The sequence below is a fragment of the Chitinophaga costaii genome, from assembly GCF_900094705.1.
Classification (GTDB): domain Bacteria; phylum Bacteroidota; class Bacteroidia; order Chitinophagales; family Chitinophagaceae; genus Chitinophaga; species Chitinophaga costaii.
In genome coordinates, this window is record NZ_FMAR01000010.1 from 41900 (window position 1) to 62270 (window position 20371).

Sequence of the window (20371 nt, forward strand, 5' to 3'; positions counted from 1 at the left end):
TATAGCTGGTCAGTATTAACTATATGTTGAATAAAGATGCCATCTCTTTCTTTTGAGAAAGCATACATCAATCAATCAATTAAAATGTGAATGTACTATACTCACCTATTGATCGCACAGTTGTCTTTATGGATGCAACTTGCCATATATTTGACGTACCGATCTCTACCGGAGTTGCTGTAATGGTCACTGTACAGGTAGCTGTAACATCCGAATCGCAAGAGTAGTCTACTCCCAGGGTCTTAGTTGTCAGATCTAATGGTTGGTGAACTCCACCTACAATTTCTCCTCTAATAAAAATGTTTGATCCAGACTTTGACAAGAAACCATAATATGGATCTCTGTGAAATGCGGCTTTTGAAGTTGTAACTGCTGCAAATACAGAAAGGGCAAAAACAAATGCTAAGAGAAAATATTTTATTTTTTTTATGTTCATGGCAGAATTCTTTTATTGTTAATCATCTTATTTTATTTATTCCTAAGGATACATTTTAAATAGGCCGCTAATAATTGGCGGCCTATCAACCATTCATCACTTAAAATGTGATCGCAGTAAACTCTCCATCTGAGTTCACAGATGTCTGTGACGTTAGAATTCTCCACTCATTCGTCGTACCGACCTCTACCGGTGTTCCTGTGATGGTTACTGTACAGGTGGTTGAAGCGTCACTGCACGAATAGTCCAAGTTGGTCTTTGTTGAAAGATCTGCGGGTTGGTGGACCCCACCAACAACTTCTCCTTTAAGATAGGTGTATGATCCTGAAATTGCCACGACTCCATAATTTGATACTCTGTAAGAAGCTGCTTTTGAAGTTGTAAAGGCGGCAGACACAGAAAGAGCAATAGCTACTGCTGCGAGAGAAATTTTTAATTTTTTCATGTTCAAATATTTAATAATTAATAAATAAAACATCCTTTAATCAGGTGGATGATTTCCTGTTACACGCGCATGTAATATTTTAAATATTTTGGTATTCCCTATATGTTTGCTGGTAATTTTTTATACGTAATAAAGGATCTTTATATATATATATGATACGTGTATAATATCCAGCGACAAAAGGTCCAACTTCAATAATCAACTCATCCAACTATAACCCATGAATACGATTTTCTTTATACTGAAAAATCAACCCAGTTAGCGCGACAATAATAAAGAAAAAATTAAACCACAAATGCTGCTTCCAAGTAATATGGTTTATAACTCCACCGCAACTACAAGGAATTCTGCCATAAAAATTTGCAAGTACTAGAACAATATAACCTGTAAACATTGTCATCATAAAAAGGGATAATACAAAACCTAATAATCGTGTCCTGTTTATAAACAATAGAATCACCGCTATAAACTCAGTCGCTGGAAGACCGTAGACAAAATAAGGGGTATAATAATTATCAAACGGTTGATTATTAATTTGACCAACATAGTCATCAAACGTCAATAACTTACTCAAAGAAGTATATAAAAACAGCAACGTAAGCAAGGCTGCACAGATCTCTATAACGTATTTTCTGCTAGTTGAAGAGATATTGTCCGATACACTGCTAGATGCTTTAAATACTTTGTTTAACATATAAAGATATTTTTATCATAATTGGATATATAATTGTAATACTCAAGATATTGGAACGAAAGGATGGCTCAGCACGTAGACATGCCATAACAATTTTCATTAAGTCCTAATCAATTAGAAATATTAAGTAACCTCTTCCGATTAGCACAATAATCTGACGCCAGTGAACTTTGCAGCGAATCAAAAAAAAATAATACTCCTAATACATATATTCAGCGCAGCAAGACATTTTAGATTCTAATATGTCCAGCTAAATTTTCCAGACTCTGTGAAATACGCACCAATAGTGGATTTTAAAATTTTCTTTTCTTTATCAGGGGCATAAAGTGAATATATTTTGCAATTTATTTTAGTATCTGAATCGCAAACATATTCTACCCCATCCCCATATTGGGATAAATCAGTTGTGTCAACAACGAAGTATTTGTTTGTTTCTGAGATTATTCCATAAGATTGATATTGGCCAATTCTTCGTTGGTAAGCCTCAACACTTAAAACAGTCCCTACGCCACTAATGAACAGGACAAGGATTCTAACTATTTGATTTTTTTTTACCATAACAGTTTTTTTACTTGTAATTCTTATGTAGTAGGTTGTACTATGTGTGGTTGTTTGATCACTTCAAAGTTGATATTTAATAATGAATTTCCTTTTCACTATTAGGCCAATAATTTTTATTTATCGGCCATTTTATTCGGCGTATAAGTGATGCCGTCTTCTATACATGGATGGCGGCAGACCTAAAATTTTCTTAAAGACAATAGCGAAATAAGCTTGGTTGGAAAAACCAGCGTTTAGGGCGATGTCACTAATGGTTTTTTGGGTATTGATTAACTCGTCTTTCACTCTCATGATACGCAGACCTTCAATATAATCCTGCACCGATTGATGAGTGATCTCTTTGAACATTCGCGCAAAATGTCTACGGCTCATATAAACCTGCTTTGCCAACTGGGGTACCGTAAAAGGTTCATCCAGGTTTTGCTGGATAAACTTTAGTAATAGTTGTATGTCTGAATAATGCTTACATACATTAGTAAACCGTTGAATAGACTCTTCGCTAGATCGCAATGGCATCAAATAAGACGTAAAACAAGTGTGGCAACAGATGCCTTCTAATATGGCAGTATTTGTCTTCATGGTCATTTCTTTGGATTAATGGATCGGGTATGTAACAATAGCTTACGTAAAATGGGGCAAAAGGCAACTTTTAATGTAAGGCAATGGTTTATGGTTAACGCTAAATTAATTCTCCTGACTGCAAACGCATTGCATGCAAGTGCGGAAAAAAGACTTTCCTGTATTCTAACTTAGTGAAAAGAGCCAAGCATATGCGTAAGGCGGTAAAACGATCATAGATAAATGGAATGAAATAACAAAGACTGCCCTTGCCAATTTTCGTCATTAAACACGCCCAAAAAAAATACGGTAAACAAGCTAGGAATAAGGGGTTCAAGGTGTTATTATTATCAGAAATAAATCGTATTTTAATCCTACGAAAACCATCTATCGATTGTCATTTGAATTACATTTGTAGTTCACTGATTTACACCGAAATATCAAGGCCTTTCAACTTTTAAACTGTCAATTACGAGAATGACAAACGAAGATTCTGCATTGCTATTGCGGAGAATCAACGCGGGAGGCGAAGACGCCAGGGAAGCGGTTGCCGAATTTTATAAGCAAGAGTACAAACTGCTGTACCGGACGGCCCTCAAAATTTTGCAAAACGAAGTAGACGCTGAAGAAGTCGTTCACCAGTTGTTCGTAGATATGCTGGCGGGAAATAAGATTCCGAGGGAAGGCAGTATGCAGACCTTCTTCTACGTAGCTGTCAAAAACCGCTCGTTAAATATCCGGCGCAGCAAGGAGCGGGCAGGCATGCCTGGCACCACCCTGGAAATTAACCCACGCTATGACCTGCCCTATATAGAAGACTGCGATCCAGATGAGGAACGCAAAAAACGCGTGATAGCAGCAGTAAACCAACTGCCACCCCGCTATCAGCAGGCGCTGCGGCTTTCCTATTGGGAAAAGCGGTCGCATCCGGAAATCGCAGAAATTATGAGCATCACAAAAATGACCAGTTATACCCTGGTGAAAAAAGCATTGATTACCTTGCGCAAACTTACCAAACTGGACAAAGAGGCAGGATTGATTAATAGTACACCTGGTGAACCACGTTAGTATCCACAGAAATGAACCAATGACACAAATCGAACTTGAAATACTGATTCAAAAGTACCATCTTGGCATTTCCACACCGCAGGAAAACCAGGTACTTACCAGCCTCATGGAAAACGATGCCACTATACGCGCCATGGTAGAAGAAGACAGCCAAAGCCTTCCTCCGCATTTAGTAGACACCATCACCGATCAGAAAGTCGCCCATCAGACCGAGCGTATGCAAGCGCATCTCCAGGGATTACACCGAAAAAAAGCGGTTCGGTTCTATCCGGCAACAGCAGCGGCGGCAGCGCTATTACTAGCAGTAGGACTCTATTTTTGGAACAGACATCCATCGCATTCCTCGATAGGACCGACCGCCCAACACGTAATCTTAAAGCAGGAAGCCGTCCTACTGAACTTACCCGGAGGGCGAAAGATTAACTTGTCAGACACTACGAACCGTCTGATTGCCATCGATGGCGGCCACTTAAACAACGAAAACAAAACCCTGGCAGTACCTTCCACGGCGAAGGCCCAAGTAGCAACCTTGACCGTTCCGGTCGGTAAAGACTACCAAATTATCTTGCCAGATGCGACTATCATTTTTCTAAACAGCCAGACATCCCTTACCTTCCCGACCGCCTTCCAGGGTAACACCCGCGAAATCTCCATCGACGGCGAAGCCTATCTCCAGATAGCTCACCAAGCCACAAAGCCCTTCATCGTTCACACAAAAGACGGTAGCATTGAGGTTCTCGGAACCGCCTTTAACATAAATACTTATAGCACCGGCACCGCCACCCTTTCGCTCGTTTCAGGGAAGGTGCGCGCGACTTACGGCAAAAGCACCGAACTCAGCGCAGGCCAACAACTTCTCGCGCAAGGCTCGCGTCAGGAGCTGCACCCCTTCGATTCTACCAAAGTTTTGGCATGGATGAAAGGCATCCTTTATTTCAATAACACCGAACTGCAAGATATTGCCGCAGTGCTGCCTCGCTGGTACGGCGTGGAGGTGGTCATCGACAATCCAGCCACCCGTAGAGCTCATTTCACCGGACAGGTAAACAGGAACAGACCTATTGAAGAATTTCTCGAAGCCATGAAAGAAACGGCCTCCGTAGATTACTTGATCGAGAACGGCATCCTACATTTTAAATAGAACAAGCTGGTGGAAACCAGCCTGTATTGCTATCCTTGTTTGAATGGTTAATTGGACAATGTGGATGAAAAGACGGATAAATTATTTATGGGTTTTCAGGGGACATGCGGTCATATGAACTATTTTTATACTTGGTAAGTTGGTCCTTGCCACGGTTAAAAAACTTCTTATCGAGATACGATACGTGGTCTTTTGCAAGCCCAAGGAAAATAACTACTCACACAGAAAAAAATACCTATAAGGTCGTTGTGGTGTAATGTTCATGAACCTCAGGGGGATGAACTAATTACTATATCGCCCAAATGGCGGCGGAAATGATTTGTTGCTATACTACGTTAACAAAATGAAGAAATGACATGGATATCTTGTCAAAACGATCATAAGTAGGAAAATTATTAGTGCAATATTGTTCTGGCGTAAATATTCTATGAAAAACGCTTGATTCCTTCACCTATCACATCTCAGAAAGGTAAAACAGGGTGATCCTCTCACTAATAAGAACACCGAAAATGCATTTTTTAGGTACTGGAGGACCTCAAAAAACAAACAAATTTTGAAATGTCGATAACAAACAGGTATTTGAACCCTGCTTATCACGCTAAATTAAAAGGTAAGCAGGGGGCAGGTTAAGTGCTAACTAAAAAATAAAACAACTTTATTATACGATGCGGGAGAGCGTTTTTTCCAACTGCTTTTTTAAACCTATGGGTTCAGGCACCAGCAGATCTACCACCGACACATCCAGCACAAATGCAATCTGGTACAACATCTCTAAACTAGGCTGGCGTGTATTGTTCAGATACCTGGACATCGTATTGCGACTGATGCCCAACGCCTCTTGCAATTGCTCTCGCTTAATGTTTTTTTGAAGAAGTACGATTAATATTTGATTGTAGGTTACATCCATGATCCAAGGTGATGCGCAAATTTAACATGTTTTCCGAATTGATTATCAATATAATAACGCACCCAAAACGGGTGCAAATGCACCCAAATTGGATGCATTTGCACCCGTTTTGGGTGCGTTTTACAATTTCATGACCAAGAACAACAAAATTCGCCTTAGTTTCACAAAAAAAAGGACAATACCCTAAAAGAATACTCATTTGATGGCACTATGTAAAAATTAATCACCAAAATGGTACGGGATTATTCCTCCCTGTTTGTGGTAAAATTGAGTCCCCACTTAATCGTACTCGAACACAAACAAAGCATACCTTACCCGTAACCATATTTTCCTGATACCTGGTTACACACTATGAATCACTGCCTATAGGTATACAAAAGGCAGTGGAAAAAGAAATGACTTGTCTGAATGGTTAATCAATTTTTCCTTACCTGTCGTAGGTCCTACAGCCTACAAGGTGCGTAGTACTAAAAGGATCACTACCATTGCTGAAAAGCAGTGACTGGTCGCATGTACTTTACGGATGGGTAGAACAGTGTATGCCACTGCGCTGACCCATTAACACGCCCCTGCAAATAAAGTCAAACGTCATTTACAGGACGAAAGGAACATAGGCACGCGGCCAGGTGCATCCTCCTCCTAATGAAGTAGAGTAGCAAAATAAAGTGCTGGAAAGGCGCCTATTAGTATTACTAGTAAACTCTTGACATATAGCACAAAATCGGCAGGCCGTCTGCCAATAAATAGTAACCGATGAGTATAACCTTGAAAGCGGTGCAAGTATTTGAACAACAATCCCCCCACGGCATCACGCTTCACATTCCAGATGATGGAGTAGTCGCAGTGATTGGACCGCTAAGGTCCGGGGTCTACACCCTTGTAAAAATGATCGCCACCTTGACCCCGCTCCGTGGGGGTTCGATCTCCATCAATGGGTGGAAGGTCGGAGAACAGGATGAGGACATCAGAAAAAATATCGGTGTAGTAGCCCCTCACATCTTCCTTTCAAAAGATCGGACCATCGCTGAAAATATCGACGATTATCAAGTAGCACAGCAAATAACACGTCTGCCCGACATCCTAGATTCGCCCCTGTTTGATCAGGTCAGACAAAAGATGGAGGAAAAACTCCAACTGTCAAAAGGTATGGGGCAACTACTGCGACTCTATTGCGCACTACCCCATGACCCATCCACCTTAGTGCTCTTAAACCCTACCCGCGGCGTAAGCACCTTGAACCTTTCACATTTTTGGCAACTTATCCGGACAATTAAAGCAAAAGGAAAGTCCATTTTGATCATAAGCTCAAAGATGCAGGATGCCACCCACTGTGACCAGATCGCCTTGATAAAAGGCGGCCATATCATAGCCAAAGACTCGCCAAAAACCTTTATTCAACAATTCATTGGCCAACTGTACGGTGTCAAGGTACACCACCCTTTATTGCTGAACGCCATTCGTAATTTTCCCAACCGGGCGGATAAAAAGAATTTACGACTAACATTGCAGGGCAATCAGCTAGACCTTGCCTCCCTGAAACAGCACCTATTGGACAACGGCTTCCCTAACATAAACATTCAACCTTACATCCCCACATTGGAAGATGGCTACATAGAGCGTTACAGTTATTCAAAAATACGCAAGCCAATCTATCAGCGATGAATCTCACCATACTCACGATGGTTAGCTGAGCAAGTCCAGGAATGAACCACCACAACATATAAAAACAAGCAGATAATTAGACGATCATACACTCAAAACAATTTTCTTATGCGCATGTATACTTCGAGGTAAGGTGTGCTGTTACTTTTCTCTTGATCGTTTTCGTGGTACGTAATTTCCTGCTAACGCCGAGTTCTCCGCTAAAAACAGCAAGGTCCCGTTGATCCGGGGCCTTGTTTATGTTAGCACTAGACTTATCTAAAACGACGCGCTGCTCGCTCTTCAAACGTCTCTCCCGGATACGGAGGTTCCTCCATCAGGAGCGTTGCTTCTTTCCTGGCGGCGGCGTTCAGCCATTTTTTTAAATCATCGATGGATTTCATTTTTTTCCCCAACCGCAATAATCGGATAAACGTATAATGCACCGTATCGGACGACAACTGTTCATTCCGCGTGACAAAATAAGCTCGCGCACGCATACCCACAGCGTATCGGTCATATAAAGTGTACAAGGGTAACTGATCACCACGGGCCAGTAATCGTAATAATTCTTGATCCGAGAGTCTATCCGCAGGGTCGTTGCTAGCTAAAGACGCATCCGTAAAGAAAGGATCATTGGGAGGTACATCCATACATGAAGAAGGGGTAATTGAATTGCTAATAGTATAAAGCCGTTGATGGGGCATATCCATCGTGACGCGGCAACCAGTGATGATAATAAGTATATCCTAACCAATGACGACATTCAGCGCTGACAATAACGCTCATAAATACTCCTTCAAGGTACTTTTTTTAAAGCAAAAAAAGACACTACCTGACTTAAAAAACATATCAATAACATTCTATTTTTTTTAGGCGAGTACCATCCCTGAATAACCCTTGTCATCTAACATTTTAACAACCATCATCGCCCCCCAAATCCCAGTAGCTGTTCGTTTACTCACTAGATACTGCTATTATTTTATTCCCTGTAACTGCTTGTCCTGCAACGAATAAAGAGCCGTTGTACCAACTCTCCCCAACAAAACAGCCCTTTTGAAATCATTCTTTTGCAAAGTGAGTCGGTGAACGAGCAACCACCCACTGCTTTGGTACCAAATCGTAACAAACCACTTTAAAAAAAGAAGCACATGCAAACAAAACACCGCGTAGTAACAGGCAGCAATGAAATCATGAAATCAGTGAACAATCAAAGCGTACACCTGGTCATCACCCAACCTCCCGGATGGCGGATAAATAATATGGAAGAACTTAGCCAGGTAGGTTATTTAGAACACTATGATGATCATCTGCACCAACTCAAGATCGTTTTTGCCGACTGCTATCGAACCCTGCTACCGGGCGGTAAAATGTGTGTAATCGTGGGCGATCAGTTTTGTAGCAGCCGCAATTTCGGACGCTTTCAAATCATTCCACTGCACGCAGATACCATCCTTCGATGCCAAAGCGTAGGGTTCGATTACCAAGGAGCGATTATCTGGGAACATCAACCCAGGTCGCATAAGTCTGGCAAACCAAAGCTGATGGGATCGTATCCATACCCCCGTAATGGCATCGTCAATATCAACTACCAATACATCCTGATCTTTAAGAAACCCGGGAAAATAGAATCCTTCCTGGATGACACCAGAGAAAGCAGCATCCTTTCTACCGATGAATGGATTACTTTTTTCGACAGTAGCTGGCGGATACCGGGAAGCCACTCCACCAGCAGTGATGCATATTTACCGCAACAAATTGCCGTTCGCCTAATACGCATGTTCTCCTGCGTCGGAGACACGATACTAGACCCCTGGGCAAAAAATGGTATCACCTTAGCGGCCGCACGCCTCCTTTCCCGCAACTCCATCGGCTACGAAAAAAACATGGAGATGCTGTCCATCATCGCCCAACACCTCGGCGCTGACGATCTTAGCAAAGACGATGCGATGATCGATTTTATCAAAGAATAACCATAATACTCTGCTGTATGAGCAGTATTGAAATTGTCACTAAAGAAGACCTGCTTCGTTTTAAGCACGACCTGTTAGCGGAAATAAAAACCATCATAGATGCCCACCAGACAAGCAGTGTACCCCAAATGTTGAAAAGCTATGAAGTAAAAAAACGGCTTAACCTTTCCAACGGTACCTTGACCAAACTCCGGCAGAACGGTACCATCCCCTATACCATGGTAGGCGATGAACCCCGCTATAGTGAGGTCGATATTTTACAAATGCTGGAGCGAAACAAGCCCAGCAAAAAATAAAACAGCGTGATCCTTCCGATGTTGTTTTGCGTGCCCTATTAAGGGCAGACGCAAAAGCATGCCCTGTAAAGGCATGAGCAAGTTGTAGCAACGTGGCACGTTGCCCTCAGCCCGATAGGGCTGGGCACAAAAATCACCTCGGAACTCGGATTTTTTGAATATAAAACACAGCTACATGACCCAGGACATAGCCACACCACCGGCCCCCAACAAATGGTTAAACGTGCGCGTATCCGCAGACGAGCATACCCGACTCCACAACCATTTTAAGACAACGACCTGCACCACCTTCAGCGAATATATCCGCAACCTATTGTTTCAACGAAAAATTGTACACTACACACGTAGCAAATCACTTGATGAACTACTGGCACAACTCATCCTATTGCGTAAAGAAATCAATGCCATCGGACGAAATATCAATCAGGCTTTGCGACTTTTTCAGTCAGGAAAATCAGACAAAGAGCGCGTTTTCTGGGCCGACAAAATAACGCAACAACTGCATGTATTCTCCGCCAAACAAGAGGAACTGCAACGCACCATCAATCAATACGCAGACCAATGGTTGCGCGAATAACCCTCCCACCGCAGGTGCGCTCCCCCCTAATGTACAATGAGAAAAAAGTACAGCAGGGGGTCGCCCGCCTACTTATGACCTCCGGATATTGGAAGGATGATCCCTCATTATCAGTGTCGGAGAAACTCGCCTTGATGGAAAAAAATACGTCACTGAACCATCGGGCAAAATACAAATCACTTCACGTCACCTTAAACTTCCACCCGGATGAACAACTTTCGCCGGCCCTGCTAAAGCGACTGGCCACCGAATACATGCAGCGTATCGGCTTTGGAGAGCAACCCTTTCTGGTGTATCAGCACTTCGATGCGGCACACCCCCATGTTCATATCATTGCGCCCACGATCAGGGCAAACGGTACCCTACTGGACCTCAATTATATTGGCAAACGGAAATCTGAACCGGCGTGTAGAGCCATGGAACAAAAATTCCAACTCATCGTGGCAGAGAAAAAAGAGCTCACCGTCAGAGAGCAGATAGTGCCGGCTCACATCTCCTCCGCCATGTACGGCAAAGGGCCCACTAAAAAGACGATCTCCGACATCGTGCAGGCCGTCATTAAATACTACAAATTCAACTCCCTGGAGCAACTCAATGCCGTATTGCATCAATACCACGTGATCGCTGACCAGGGACCTGAGCATTCCCGTATGCATCAAAAAAAAGGACTATGTTACAGCATCATCGATACACAAGGCAATAAAATCGGTGTCCCAATTAAAGCCAGCAGCCTATGGTATCAGCCAACGCTTACCAAGATAGAAGCGTTGTTCGTAGCCAATCACCGAGATAAAAAAAAACACGCACCGGCGATCCGCCAGGCCATCGACCAAGCCCTTCAATTAACAACATGTACCAATAAAGAAGCATTGGCCACCATCCTGCGCAGCCATCAAATCGAAGTAATATACCGCACAAACGCAGCAGGTCGCACCTATGGCATCACCTTCATCGACAACATTAATCGCGTCGTATTCAATGGGAGGGAACTCGGCAAACAAACAGCTGCCGCCGCGATCGAGCAACGTTTAGCCCCTTCATCCAACAACAGGACTGAGCCACCTTCGCCGTCCATCAAGCCGGCCCACGTAGAAAGAACGCCAACCAATTCATCCGCCGCGCACGTTGACCCTGCCAGCTACAGTGAACCTCAAACAGCGATGCAGCAACTAATATACGCCCTGCTGCAAGCAGAATACAATCCAGAGTACAGCTATGATCCGTACCGAAAACGCAAGAAAAACAAGAAAGGTAAAGAGCCGGAACGATAGCCGTACCACTAAGCAATCATTCACACCATATAGTCATGAGTACTGGCGAGAACGAACAGGCCTTGCGTAAAATCATCGATTTTACCCGCATGGGTTCCCTCATCCTGTTAGCCTTTCATTTTTATATTGCATGTTACGGGGCCTTCCTCGAACTATCATTACAGCATCCACTACTGGATAAAATTATTGGCAAAGTCGCAGCGATCGACATCTTCCAATCTCCCTGGCAAGTGAAATCAGTCGTCCTAGGCTTACTTATAATCTCACTGATCGGTGCCAAAGGACGCAAAGACGACAAAATACAGCTCCCCCGAATTATCCGGCTGTTACTCACCGGCCTGGCCTTATTCTATGGGGGTATTCCCCTGTTAGCTTGGCATCTCCCTATTCTGTATGCTGCCACGATCTATATCACATCCTCTATGTTAGGATATATCCTGGTACTGACAGGTGGCACCTTGTTGAGCAGATTGATAAAAGAAAAATTGTCAGAAGACCTCTTTAACATCGAAAATGAAAGCTTCCCACAGCAAGAGGAATGCATAACCAACGAATATTCCTTTAACTTCCCAGCCCGCTATTACTATAAAGGAAAGCAGCGCCATTCCTGGGTTAATATTATCTCCCCCTTTCGTTCAACACTTGTTTTGGGGTCACCCGGTTCTGGTAAATCGTTCTTTGTGATCAATAATATTATTAAGCAGTCCATTCGTAAAGGGTATGCCACCTTCATTTATGACCTGAAATTTCCCGACCTTTCACTCATCGCCTACAATACCTTACGCACTAACAGTGCCGGCTACCAGGTACCGCCCACCTTCTTTGCGATCAACTTTGATGACCTGAGCCGAAGCCATCGCTGCAACCCCCTGGAGCCTTCCACCATGACCGACATCACCGATGCAAGCGATAGCAGTCGCAGTATTATGATGGGGTTAAACCGCGAGTGGGCCCGAAAAAATGGGGATTTTTTCGTGGAGAGCCCTATCAATTTCCTGACCGGCATCATCTGGTTTTTGCGTAAGTATGCCGATGGGAAATACTGCACACTGCCCCATGCCATTGAAATGCTCCAGGCATCTTATGATGATCTGTTCCCCGTACTGCGTACGGAAGATTCCATAGAAGCGTTGATTAATCCATTCGTTTCCGCTTATGTAAACAATGCACTGGCACAACTGGAAGGCCAAATCGCCTCCGCAAAAATAGGGTTGGCTCGCCTAGTATCCCCCCAACTGTACTACGTACTGACCGGCAACGACTTCTCCCTGGATCTCAATGATCCGGTACATCCTAAAATTATATGCATAGGCAACAACCCTTCCAAGCAGCAGGTATATGGCCCAATCATCAGCCTGTACGTCACCCGACTGCTCAAACGCGTCAATAGAAAAGGCATGACAAAGAGCAGTTTAATCTTCGATGAGTACAGCAGCATCTATGCCCCCACCGATAACGTCATCGCACAGGCCCGGTCTAACTTATGTGCCACCACGCTCGGCTTGCAGGATTACTCCCAGCTAAAAAAAGATTATGGCACCGACCAAGCAGAAGTGGTGATGAACATTGTAGGCAATGTCATTAGCGGTCAAGTGAACGGAGATACCGCCCGCCAGCTCTCCGATCGATTCGGGAGAATCATGCAGCAACGCGTATCAAAAAATATTAACAGCGCTGATATCTCATACAACTACTCAGGGCAACTAGACAATGCCATCCCTGCCTCCAAGATCGCCACGCTGTCCTCCGGCCACTTTGTAGGCATCGTGTCTGATCTACCTTCCCAAAAGATAGAACAGAAAATGTTCCATTGCGAAATATTAAACGACATGGAAGCCCTCAAAAAAGAGGAAGCAAGCTATGTCCCTATACCTATTGTTAAAGAAGTGTCGGAGGATGAAATAGAACTGAACTATATCAATGTTAAACTAGATGTCCGCCGGATCATTGATACCGTACTGACAAAGATCAAAGCAGATCCTGGTTTGCAGCATCTGCTGATTCGTAAATAATAACCCATGAATAAGCAGGCAGCGTACCACCCCGCTATGTATTGATCAATGCCTCTACCACTGAAAAAGAGGGTGGACTCCGGATACCCCTGCGCAAAAAGAGGCCAGAGCTCCAAGACACCCTTGCCTACTTTTTTAAAAAAAACCTTTCACACTTCCTCCAACCCGTGAAAAAAACATCCAAAAGCGATGTTACTTTTCACGGGTTGATTTGTATTGTAAGTAACTACCAAAATCTTACATGAATGAAAACATTTATTTTTTTGTGGGTAGGCATAGCCATGCAGTATCCAATGGATACCCTTTCTGACAAAATAGCCAACGGAGTAGAACATATCCATTATAATGCACCCATCTACGAAAATAAACACCCTTATTTTAATAAAAGCGGATTTACACTGGGCAGCGTGACCTATTTCGGAACGACCTATGCGGATAAATTATTGAAATATGACATTGTCCGGGACGAACTGGTCACCCTATACACCGATGACACCTCGCAGATCACGCTTTTCCCCCAGCAGGTAGATTCCTTTTGCGTCTTTGGACAAACATTCGTTTCATTACAGAACACCCCCGGCCTTACACCTGGCTATTATGCTCGATTATTTACCGACAGCAAGTATGTACTCTATGGCCGTTACAACAAATCAATCTTATCACAGCAATACGTAAATAGCGCTTTGTATGATCTTGTCTCTAACCGAGAATACTATTTTCTGGTGATAGACTCTCATGTACACCCTATTCACAGCCTCAAAGCGATCAGTCAATTACTGGGTGCCGACAAAAACGCCAGGAAGGCCTTTCAACAACCGGCCAATAGTGAAGAGCACGAAATCCCGGTCAACCCATATGTCAACTTCCTGAAATACCTAAGAGCCATCCAATAACCGTCCGCGTTAACATACTGCTTACTCATGAAGATCCACCTCTTGCCGCTTTTATTACTAACTTCCATGACTTTGAATGCCCAGCAAAAAAAGGGCCTTCAAACCATCATCCAGTTGGACTTAAACGCCACCCCGTTTTCCACATTCAGGCAAGCCATAGAACAGCAAGCGCATATCACCTGCTATTATATACCCGAACATTTCGATACCCTTAAAATCACTTTAAAGGGTACGATGAAAATAAAAGAGGCGTTGGACACGATCTATGCCGGTTTTAAATTCTACTACGCCTGCGATGATAAAGATCATCTGTACCTCACCAGAGATCAGGAACTCAGCATGCAGCTAGGATACCCCACGCTAACCCATAATCGATTCACTACCCATCCAGTGGCACTCCCTAGACCTGCCAACGCAAAAAAAGCGCAGCACCCAGCAGTAAAGGCACAAGTAGCACCCACCCATTCCGCTATTTTAGACTTCGATGAAAATAAGGTATTTACCATAGGAAGTAACCAGAGCACCCAAGGATATGCCACCGTAACCGGTTATGTGCGCCACCGCAACACCGGCGAGGGCATTGGCCATGCATCCATTGCTATTTCGGATATGCAGACCAAAACCATGACCGATGCTTATGGGTATTACACCATCACCCTTCCCAAAGGCAGGCATACATTAATGATCACCTGCATTGGGCTGGCAGATGCCCGCCGGCAGATTGATATCCGGGGAGCAGGGCAACTGAACATTCAGTTACACGACTATGTGACCAGCCTCAAAGGTGTTACCATCGCCTCTTCCAAATCTCATAACATCCTCGATCCAGAAATGGGTGTCGCCAAAATAGATATCCGTGCCCTTAAACAAGTACCCGCGTTGATGGGAGAGGCAGACATACTCCGCGTATTGCAAACCCTGCCCGGCGTAACTTCTGCCGGGGAAGGCAGCACCGGTCTGAATGTAAGGGGCGGCAACGTAGACCAAAACCTGGTGTTACTGGATGGCGCTACCATTTATAACCCCAGCCACTTTTTCGGTTTCTTCTCCGGGTTTAACGCAGACCTGGTGAAAGATGCCGAATTATACAAAAGCAGCATTCCCGTGAAATACGGCAGCCGCCTCTCCTCGGTGCTGGAAGTACTGACCCGGGAAGGCAACCGTAACAAATTTTCCGGCTCCGGCGGCATTGGCCCACTCAGCGGACACCTTTCCCTGGAAGGGCCCATGGGTAGCAAAACCTCTTTCCTCGTAGGTGCCCGCTCCACCTATTCCGACTGGACCCTTCAACTGTTGCCCGACCAATATAAAAACAGCCGCGCCGGTTTTTATGATGCTAACCTGAAAATAACCAGCGATCTCAATGACCACAACAGCCTATTCGTGGCTGGTTACATCAGCGGCGACCGGTTCCGGCTGGATGGGGATACGCTCTACCGTTATGGCAACCTGAATGGCATTGTAAAATGGAAGCATATTTTCAACCCCCATCTTTATGGAAGCATGGATGTAGGCATAGACCATTACAACTTCGATATGTCCAGCAGAGACAATAAGATAAATGCCTATACATTTAAATTCGACGTATCGCAATATCATTTCAATACAAACCTCATCTACACCCCCAACAATGCCCATAAAATAGAAGCGGGCATTTCAATGGTATATTACAAACTGCACCCCGGCAGCAAGCAACCGCTGGATAGCGGCATCACCACACCTATAACTTTATCGCCGGAACAGGCACTGGAAAGCGCCCTCTACATCAGCGACCAGTACACCGTGTCGCCCAAACTTACGGTAGAAGTAGGCCTTCGCTACTCCCTCTTTAATTACTTGGGGCCGCGTGATGTATATGGCTATGCACCTAACCTGGAAAGAGAGGTGACCACCATTACCGATACTACCCACTACGCAGCAGGCAAACTTATTAAAACCTATCACGGCCCTGAGCCGAGAATATCTGCCCGGTATAGCCTGTCGGAAAATAGTTCCCTGAAAGCGGCTTACAATAGAACCCGCCAGTATATTCACATGCTTTCCAACACCACAGTGGTAACGCCTACCGATATCTGGAAACTCAGCGATCCTTATATTAAGCCCACCGTAGCCGACCAGGTATCACTGGGCATTTACCATAATTTTAAAGACAATGTGATCGAGACTTCCATAGAGGTGTATTACAAATGGATACAGCATGCCCTGTCTTATAAAAACGATGCCACCCTGCTATTAAATCCTCATATTGAAACAGACGTGGCCAACGCAGATAGCAAGGCTTACGGCGTAGAGTTCTTGGTGAAGAAAACTGCCGGCAAACTCAATGGATGGCTCAGTTATACCTACTCCCGTGTATTCCTCCGCATGAACGATCCGCTGGTGAGTGAACCCGTGAATGGGGGTGCTTATTATCCGGCGGAATATGATAAACCGCATGTAGTAAACCTCATCGCTAACTACCGCGTTTCCCACCGGTTTAGTTTGTCGCTTACATCAATATACACTACCGGCAGGCCCATCACCTTACCGGTGGCCCGTTATTACATGTCCGGCTCTTACCGCGTGTATTACGAAGACCGTAACCAGTACCGCATTCCAGATTATTTCAGAACAGATTTTTCTATCAATATCGAAGGCAATCATAAGATCAGGAAGCTGGCGCATAGCTCCTGGACGCTGGGCGTATATAATATGTTCGCCCGTAAGAATGCGTATTCTGTGTATTTCACCTCCGAAGAAGGTAAAGTAAACGGGTATAAACTGTCCATCTTCGGTACAGCCATTCCGTTTGTCACCTACAACTTTAAATTTTAACACATGCGTTACCTCATAGGCCTTGCCTTACTGATCCTATCAATAGTGTATAGTTGTAAAGACCCTTATTTGCCCCATGTCATCGCCACCAACAAGAACTATCTGGTAGTAGAAGGGGTGATCAATGCCACCCCTGGCGCACTTACCCGCATACGCCTGACCCGCACCACCAATGTAGGCGACACGGCCATGGTAGCGGCAGAACAGCAGGCCAACGTAACGGTAGAACAAGATGGTACGGTATATCCACTCACGGAGTCCGACAGTGGCTATTACGAGATTAGTTCACTGCACCTTACCGGCACCACTTGCCGGTTAAACATCACCACCCAAAAAAACGAACAATATCAATCAGACGATATCCCGGTTAAAAGTACGCCGCTCATAGATTCCATCACTTATGCACCTAAAGACGGTGGGGTAGCACTCTTCGTAACCAGCCACGATGACATGGCCAACACGCGCTACTACCGCTGGGAGTTTGATGAAACCTGGGAATATCATTCGCCTTACCAGAGTACCATTACCTACGACTGGTCTAAAAGAATGCTTCAATATAAAACCCTGGCCGCACAAGACAGCCTTTACCGTTGCTTCCAATCGCAGACATCCACTTCCATAGAGGTGTCTTCCTCAGAAACGTTGGATAAGGATGTTATTTACAAATATCCGATCGCTTTTATTCCGGCAGCTTCTGTAAGACTGAGTGTGTTATATAGTTTACATATCAGGCAGTATGCACTGCCCAAAGCAGCCTATAATTATTTCCTGAACCTGAAAAAAACCAGCCAGAATCCAGGCGATGTATTTGGCCCTTTACCCGGTGAGTTAAAGGGCAACATCCATAGCCTCACCCGGAAAGAGGAAGTGGTGATTGGCTACGTCACCGCTTCTTCCATTACCGAACAAAGGATTTTCCTGTACAACGATCCCACTTTTTATGACTGGAAATATTCCTTCGATTATGCCAGATACGCGCAGAACGCTATCACCATAGAAGGCATAGACGTTACCTTAAGTGATCAATCGAAGTATTACCTGGAGAACAACTCACCCTGTCCGCTAGATCCTGCCGCACCGCCGTGTACCAGCACTTTTGGCGCTTGCTGCACACACGCTATTCCCTTGCACTTATCAGGTCCGCAGTTGCTGGGGTATGTGTATGATACTACTTGCATTGACTGTATATTTTGGGGCAAAGGGGGCCGTAAAAAGCCGGATTATTGGCCTCGTTAAATGATAAACGAAATGAAAAAAATGTTGTTACATATATTGTTGCTGTGCCTACAGCCCAAAGCCTTTGCACAGCTACCTGCCAACTTCCTGCCACCCACTGGAACAGAGCACCTGCGCATTTACACCGACCGAAATTGCTATGTGGCCGGAGAAATCATTTGGCTGAACATAAAGGTGATCTCTGGCACAGAAGCGCCCTCCAGCGAGATCGGTTATGTCGATCTTTTAAACCCTTACACAGCAACGCCGGTACTGCAAGCAAAAATAAACCTTCATAATGGTGAAGCCTTCCTTCAATTGCCCGATAGTATTTCCACCGGAAATTACGTCGTACGGGCCTATACCCGACACTCACCAGAGGCCCAAGCACCAATAATGATTGTCAACACCCTGCGCGACTCCATCGTAGACACACACTTGTTTAACGTAACCTCCACCACTCACCCTGCCATCCTCTCAACCGAACATAGTTATGGCCGGCGCATGCCCGTAGATATGTCCGTACAACTGCCCATCCACACGCAAGAAGCATACGCCTCCGTCTACCTGTATGACGCTTGCGAACAAAGCGCTGCTACCATCAACCTCCTGCCCAACACCTCCTTACCAGCCATTCCACCTACCTGGAAAGAAACAGCCGGGCAGGTCATCACCGGCACTATCATTGACAGCACCGGGCAACCGCTGCGGGTTCCCGTATATCTCACCGTCACAGGCAGCCGACCAAAATTCTATTGCCAATCCAGCAGTGATAGCGGTCATTTTGCGTTTGAATTACTAGCCTATAGCGGCGACGCGAATATCCTGCTGCTGGCCGCTACAAAGAACTATCAAATCAACGTCCAGACTCCCTTTCATCCCTTAGCACAGCAAGCGCCAACACCGCACGCAGAGGGCACACAACCCGTAGATACAGCACTGCTCAACGCCTTGCTACAAAGACACATTGCCATGCAGGTACAACAGGCGTATTTTCACGACAGCACTCTATTGGCAGACGACCCCTTTGCCGACTCCATCCTATTCTTCGGAAAACCAGACGAGCAGGTATTGCTTGATGATTATACCCGCTTCAACACGGTGGAAGAAATCTTTCGAGAATTCATTAAAACGACCATGGTACGCCGCGAAGGAAACACCCTTCATCTACACACATTGAATAACGTTCTTGCCAACCCAAAATTCTTTGAGCAAGACCCACTCGTCTTGGTCGATGGCGTACCCGTCTTCGACAACCAACGCCTGTTTGCTCTGGCCCCCCTGAAGATTCGCAAAGTGTCCGTACTCGCTCGCAAAGTATTTTTCCCCGGTCAATATTTCTATGGGATCGTCAGCCTGCAAAGCTATGCGGGCGACCTCGCCGGATATCCCCTCGACCCGCATGCGCTGGTGGTAGACTATTCCGGCACACAGCTACCGCTGCATTTTTTCAGTCCAGCCTATGACCACCACCAATCACCCACCTTGCCAGATCAACGCACCCTGCTATATTATAACCACCAGGTACCAGTAAACGCAGACGGCACCGCACACCTGCATTTTTACACGGGGGATCTTCCCGGCATATACCGGGTGGTGGTACGCGGAGCCGATACCACCATAAGCCAGTACCTGGAAGTGCAATAAAAAACCGCCCCGGTAATACCAAAGCGGCGTAACATGATCAACGAGTAGCATTTGCTGGTAGGGATTCCAGCATAAGAATGGGTAATGCGTCCTTCTTCCTATACGCTCATAGCTCCTGTTTGCATAAAAACTAAATGTATTAGTTTTCTCATGAATGCTTTTGCAAACAACCGTTCAACGATCCCACTGAAGGCCAATAGCCACCTATACCTACGTTTGTAT

The 20371-nt window shown here is 44.9% G+C and carries 19 protein-coding genes; 12 read left to right on the forward strand and 7 right to left on the reverse strand.

Annotated features, from left to right (window positions below; translation table 11 throughout):
- Positions 1-79: 79 nt before the first annotated feature.
- The 5 genes from GA0116948_RS21075 to GA0116948_RS14000 all read right to left on the reverse strand — a co-directional run bounded on the left by GA0116948_RS21075 (position 80) and on the right by GA0116948_RS14000 (position 2715).
- Positions 80-436, reverse strand: coding sequence for a hypothetical protein (locus tag GA0116948_RS21075; RefSeq protein WP_123891829.1), 357 nt, complete (start codon positions 434-436; stop codon positions 80-82).
- Between the two features lie 100 nt (positions 437-536).
- On the reverse strand, positions 537-881 hold the full coding sequence (locus tag GA0116948_RS21080) for a DUF6520 family protein (RefSeq protein WP_123891828.1): 345 nt from the start codon (positions 879-881) through the stop codon (positions 537-539).
- Positions 882-1092: 211 nt separating this feature from the next.
- Positions 1093-1575 (reverse strand): MauE/DoxX family redox-associated membrane protein, encoded by a 483-nt coding sequence (locus GA0116948_RS13990; protein ID WP_089713309.1) that lies wholly within the window; start codon positions 1573-1575, stop codon positions 1093-1095.
- A 237-nt stretch (positions 1576-1812) separates the two neighbouring features.
- Positions 1813-2133 carry a hypothetical protein gene (locus GA0116948_RS13995; protein WP_089713311.1) on the reverse strand — a complete coding sequence of 107 codons (321 nt, stop codon included), beginning with the start codon at positions 2131-2133 and terminating at the stop codon, positions 1813-1815.
- Between the two features lie 132 nt (positions 2134-2265).
- A complete protein-coding gene (locus GA0116948_RS14000) occupies positions 2266-2715 on the reverse strand; it encodes a helix-turn-helix domain-containing protein (RefSeq protein ID WP_165798497.1) in 450 nt (149 codons plus the stop codon).
- A 456-nt stretch (positions 2716-3171) separates the two neighbouring features.
- Between GA0116948_RS14000 and GA0116948_RS14005 the strand changes: the two genes are divergently transcribed.
- Positions 3172-3762 (forward strand): RNA polymerase sigma factor, encoded by a 591-nt coding sequence (locus GA0116948_RS14005; protein ID WP_089713315.1) that lies wholly within the window; start codon positions 3172-3174, stop codon positions 3760-3762.
- 19 nt (positions 3763-3781) lie between these two features.
- Positions 3782-4903: a FecR family protein gene (locus GA0116948_RS14010; protein WP_089713317.1), complete on the forward strand. Its 1122-nt coding sequence runs from the start codon at positions 3782-3784 to the stop codon at positions 4901-4903.
- A gap of 658 nt (positions 4904-5561) precedes the next feature.
- On the opposite strand, the gene GA0116948_RS14015 is transcribed toward GA0116948_RS14010, so the two are convergent.
- Positions 5562-5810 carry a helix-turn-helix domain-containing protein gene (locus tag GA0116948_RS14015; RefSeq protein ID WP_089713319.1) on the reverse strand — a complete coding sequence of 83 codons (249 nt, stop codon included), beginning with the start codon at positions 5808-5810 and terminating at the stop codon, positions 5562-5564.
- Positions 5811-6563: 753 nt separating this feature from the next.
- Here GA0116948_RS14015 and GA0116948_RS21890 point away from each other — a divergent pair.
- Positions 6564-7472, forward strand: coding sequence for an ATP-binding cassette domain-containing protein (locus GA0116948_RS21890; RefSeq protein ID WP_089713322.1), 909 nt, complete (start codon positions 6564-6566; stop codon positions 7470-7472).
- A gap of 254 nt (positions 7473-7726) precedes the next feature.
- On the opposite strand, the gene GA0116948_RS14025 is transcribed toward GA0116948_RS21890, so the two are convergent.
- Positions 7727-8104, reverse strand: a complete 378-nt coding sequence (locus tag GA0116948_RS14025; RefSeq protein ID WP_089713324.1) for an RNA polymerase sigma factor — start codon at positions 8102-8104, stop codon at positions 7727-7729.
- A 498-nt stretch (positions 8105-8602) separates the two neighbouring features.
- On the opposite strand from GA0116948_RS14025, the gene GA0116948_RS14035 reads away from it, so the two are divergent.
- The 9 genes from GA0116948_RS14035 (at position 8603) to GA0116948_RS14080 (ending at position 20149) form a co-directional block, all read left to right on the forward strand.
- Positions 8603-9424, forward strand: a complete 822-nt coding sequence (locus GA0116948_RS14035) for a DNA-methyltransferase (protein WP_089713328.1) — start codon at positions 8603-8605, stop codon at positions 9422-9424.
- Between the two features lie 17 nt (positions 9425-9441).
- The gene (locus GA0116948_RS14040) at positions 9442-9720 is read left to right on the forward strand and encodes a helix-turn-helix domain-containing protein (protein WP_089713330.1); all 279 of its coding nucleotides are present in this window, start codon (positions 9442-9444) and stop codon (positions 9718-9720) included.
- 175 nt (positions 9721-9895) lie between these two features.
- Positions 9896-10297 carry a plasmid mobilization protein gene (locus tag GA0116948_RS14045; protein ID WP_089713332.1) on the forward strand — a complete coding sequence of 134 codons (402 nt, stop codon included), beginning with the start codon at positions 9896-9898 and terminating at the stop codon, positions 10295-10297.
- Between the two features lie 29 nt (positions 10298-10326).
- Positions 10327-11568, forward strand: coding sequence for a relaxase/mobilization nuclease domain-containing protein (locus tag GA0116948_RS14050; protein ID WP_394363574.1), 1242 nt, complete (start codon positions 10327-10329; stop codon positions 11566-11568).
- 35 nt (positions 11569-11603) lie between these two features.
- A complete protein-coding gene (mobC, locus tag GA0116948_RS14055; protein WP_089713336.1) occupies positions 11604-13580 on the forward strand; it encodes a conjugal transfer protein MobC in 1977 nt (658 codons plus the stop codon).
- Positions 13581-13825: 245 nt separating this feature from the next.
- A complete protein-coding gene (locus GA0116948_RS14065; protein WP_089713340.1) occupies positions 13826-14473 on the forward strand; it encodes a hypothetical protein in 648 nt (215 codons plus the stop codon).
- 27 nt (positions 14474-14500) lie between these two features.
- Positions 14501-17287, forward strand: a complete 2787-nt coding sequence (locus GA0116948_RS14070) for a TonB-dependent receptor (RefSeq protein ID WP_089713342.1) — start codon at positions 14501-14503, stop codon at positions 17285-17287.
- A gap of 3 nt (positions 17288-17290) precedes the next feature.
- Positions 17291-18523, forward strand: a complete 1233-nt coding sequence (locus GA0116948_RS14075; RefSeq protein WP_089713344.1) for a DUF4249 domain-containing protein — start codon at positions 17291-17293, stop codon at positions 18521-18523.
- A 12-nt stretch (positions 18524-18535) separates the two neighbouring features.
- Positions 18536-20149: a hypothetical protein gene (locus tag GA0116948_RS14080; RefSeq protein WP_123891827.1), complete on the forward strand. Its 1614-nt coding sequence runs from the start codon at positions 18536-18538 to the stop codon at positions 20147-20149.
- The last annotated feature ends 222 nt before the right edge of the window (positions 20150-20371 follow it).

Bases quoted from the DNA above. Each gene is read 5' to 3' on its own strand.
- GA0116948_RS21075 (WP_123891829.1), bottom strand. From the start codon at position 436: ATGAACATAAAAAAAATAAAATATTTTCTCTTAGCATTTGTTTTTGCC.
- GA0116948_RS21080 (WP_123891828.1), bottom strand. From the start codon at position 881: ATGAAAAAATTAAAAATTTCTCTCGCAGCAGTAGCTATTGCTCTTTCT.
- GA0116948_RS13990 (WP_089713309.1), bottom strand. From the start codon at position 1,575: ATGTTAAACAAAGTATTTAAAGCATCTAGCAGTGTATCGGACAATATC.
- GA0116948_RS13995 (WP_089713311.1), bottom strand. From the start codon at position 2,133: ATGGTAAAAAAAAATCAAATAGTTAGAATCCTTGTCCTGTTCATTAGT.
- GA0116948_RS14000 (WP_165798497.1), bottom strand. From the start codon at position 2,715: ATGAAGACAAATACTGCCATATTAGAAGGCATCTGTTGCCACACTTGT.
- GA0116948_RS14005 (WP_089713315.1), top strand. From the start codon at position 3,172: ATGACAAACGAAGATTCTGCATTGCTATTGCGGAGAATCAACGCGGGA.
- GA0116948_RS14010 (WP_089713317.1), top strand. From the start codon at position 3,782: ATGACACAAATCGAACTTGAAATACTGATTCAAAAGTACCATCTTGGC.
- GA0116948_RS14015 (WP_089713319.1), bottom strand. From the start codon at position 5,810: ATGGATGTAACCTACAATCAAATATTAATCGTACTTCTTCAAAAAAAC.
- GA0116948_RS21890 (WP_089713322.1), top strand. From the start codon at position 6,564: ATGAGTATAACCTTGAAAGCGGTGCAAGTATTTGAACAACAATCCCCC.
- GA0116948_RS14025 (WP_089713324.1), bottom strand. From the start codon at position 8,104: ATGGATGTACCTCCCAATGATCCTTTCTTTACGGATGCGTCTTTAGCT.
- GA0116948_RS14035 (WP_089713328.1), top strand. From the start codon at position 8,603: ATGCAAACAAAACACCGCGTAGTAACAGGCAGCAATGAAATCATGAAA.
- GA0116948_RS14040 (WP_089713330.1), top strand. From the start codon at position 9,442: ATGAGCAGTATTGAAATTGTCACTAAAGAAGACCTGCTTCGTTTTAAG.
- GA0116948_RS14045 (WP_089713332.1), top strand. From the start codon at position 9,896: ATGACCCAGGACATAGCCACACCACCGGCCCCCAACAAATGGTTAAAC.
- GA0116948_RS14050 (WP_394363574.1), top strand. From the start codon at position 10,327: ATGTACAATGAGAAAAAAGTACAGCAGGGGGTCGCCCGCCTACTTATG.
- mobC (WP_089713336.1), top strand. From the start codon at position 11,604: ATGAGTACTGGCGAGAACGAACAGGCCTTGCGTAAAATCATCGATTTT.
- GA0116948_RS14065 (WP_089713340.1), top strand. From the start codon at position 13,826: ATGAAAACATTTATTTTTTTGTGGGTAGGCATAGCCATGCAGTATCCA.
- GA0116948_RS14070 (WP_089713342.1), top strand. From the start codon at position 14,501: ATGAAGATCCACCTCTTGCCGCTTTTATTACTAACTTCCATGACTTTG.
- GA0116948_RS14075 (WP_089713344.1), top strand. From the start codon at position 17,291: ATGCGTTACCTCATAGGCCTTGCCTTACTGATCCTATCAATAGTGTAT.
- GA0116948_RS14080 (WP_123891827.1), top strand. From the start codon at position 18,536: ATGAAAAAAATGTTGTTACATATATTGTTGCTGTGCCTACAGCCCAAA.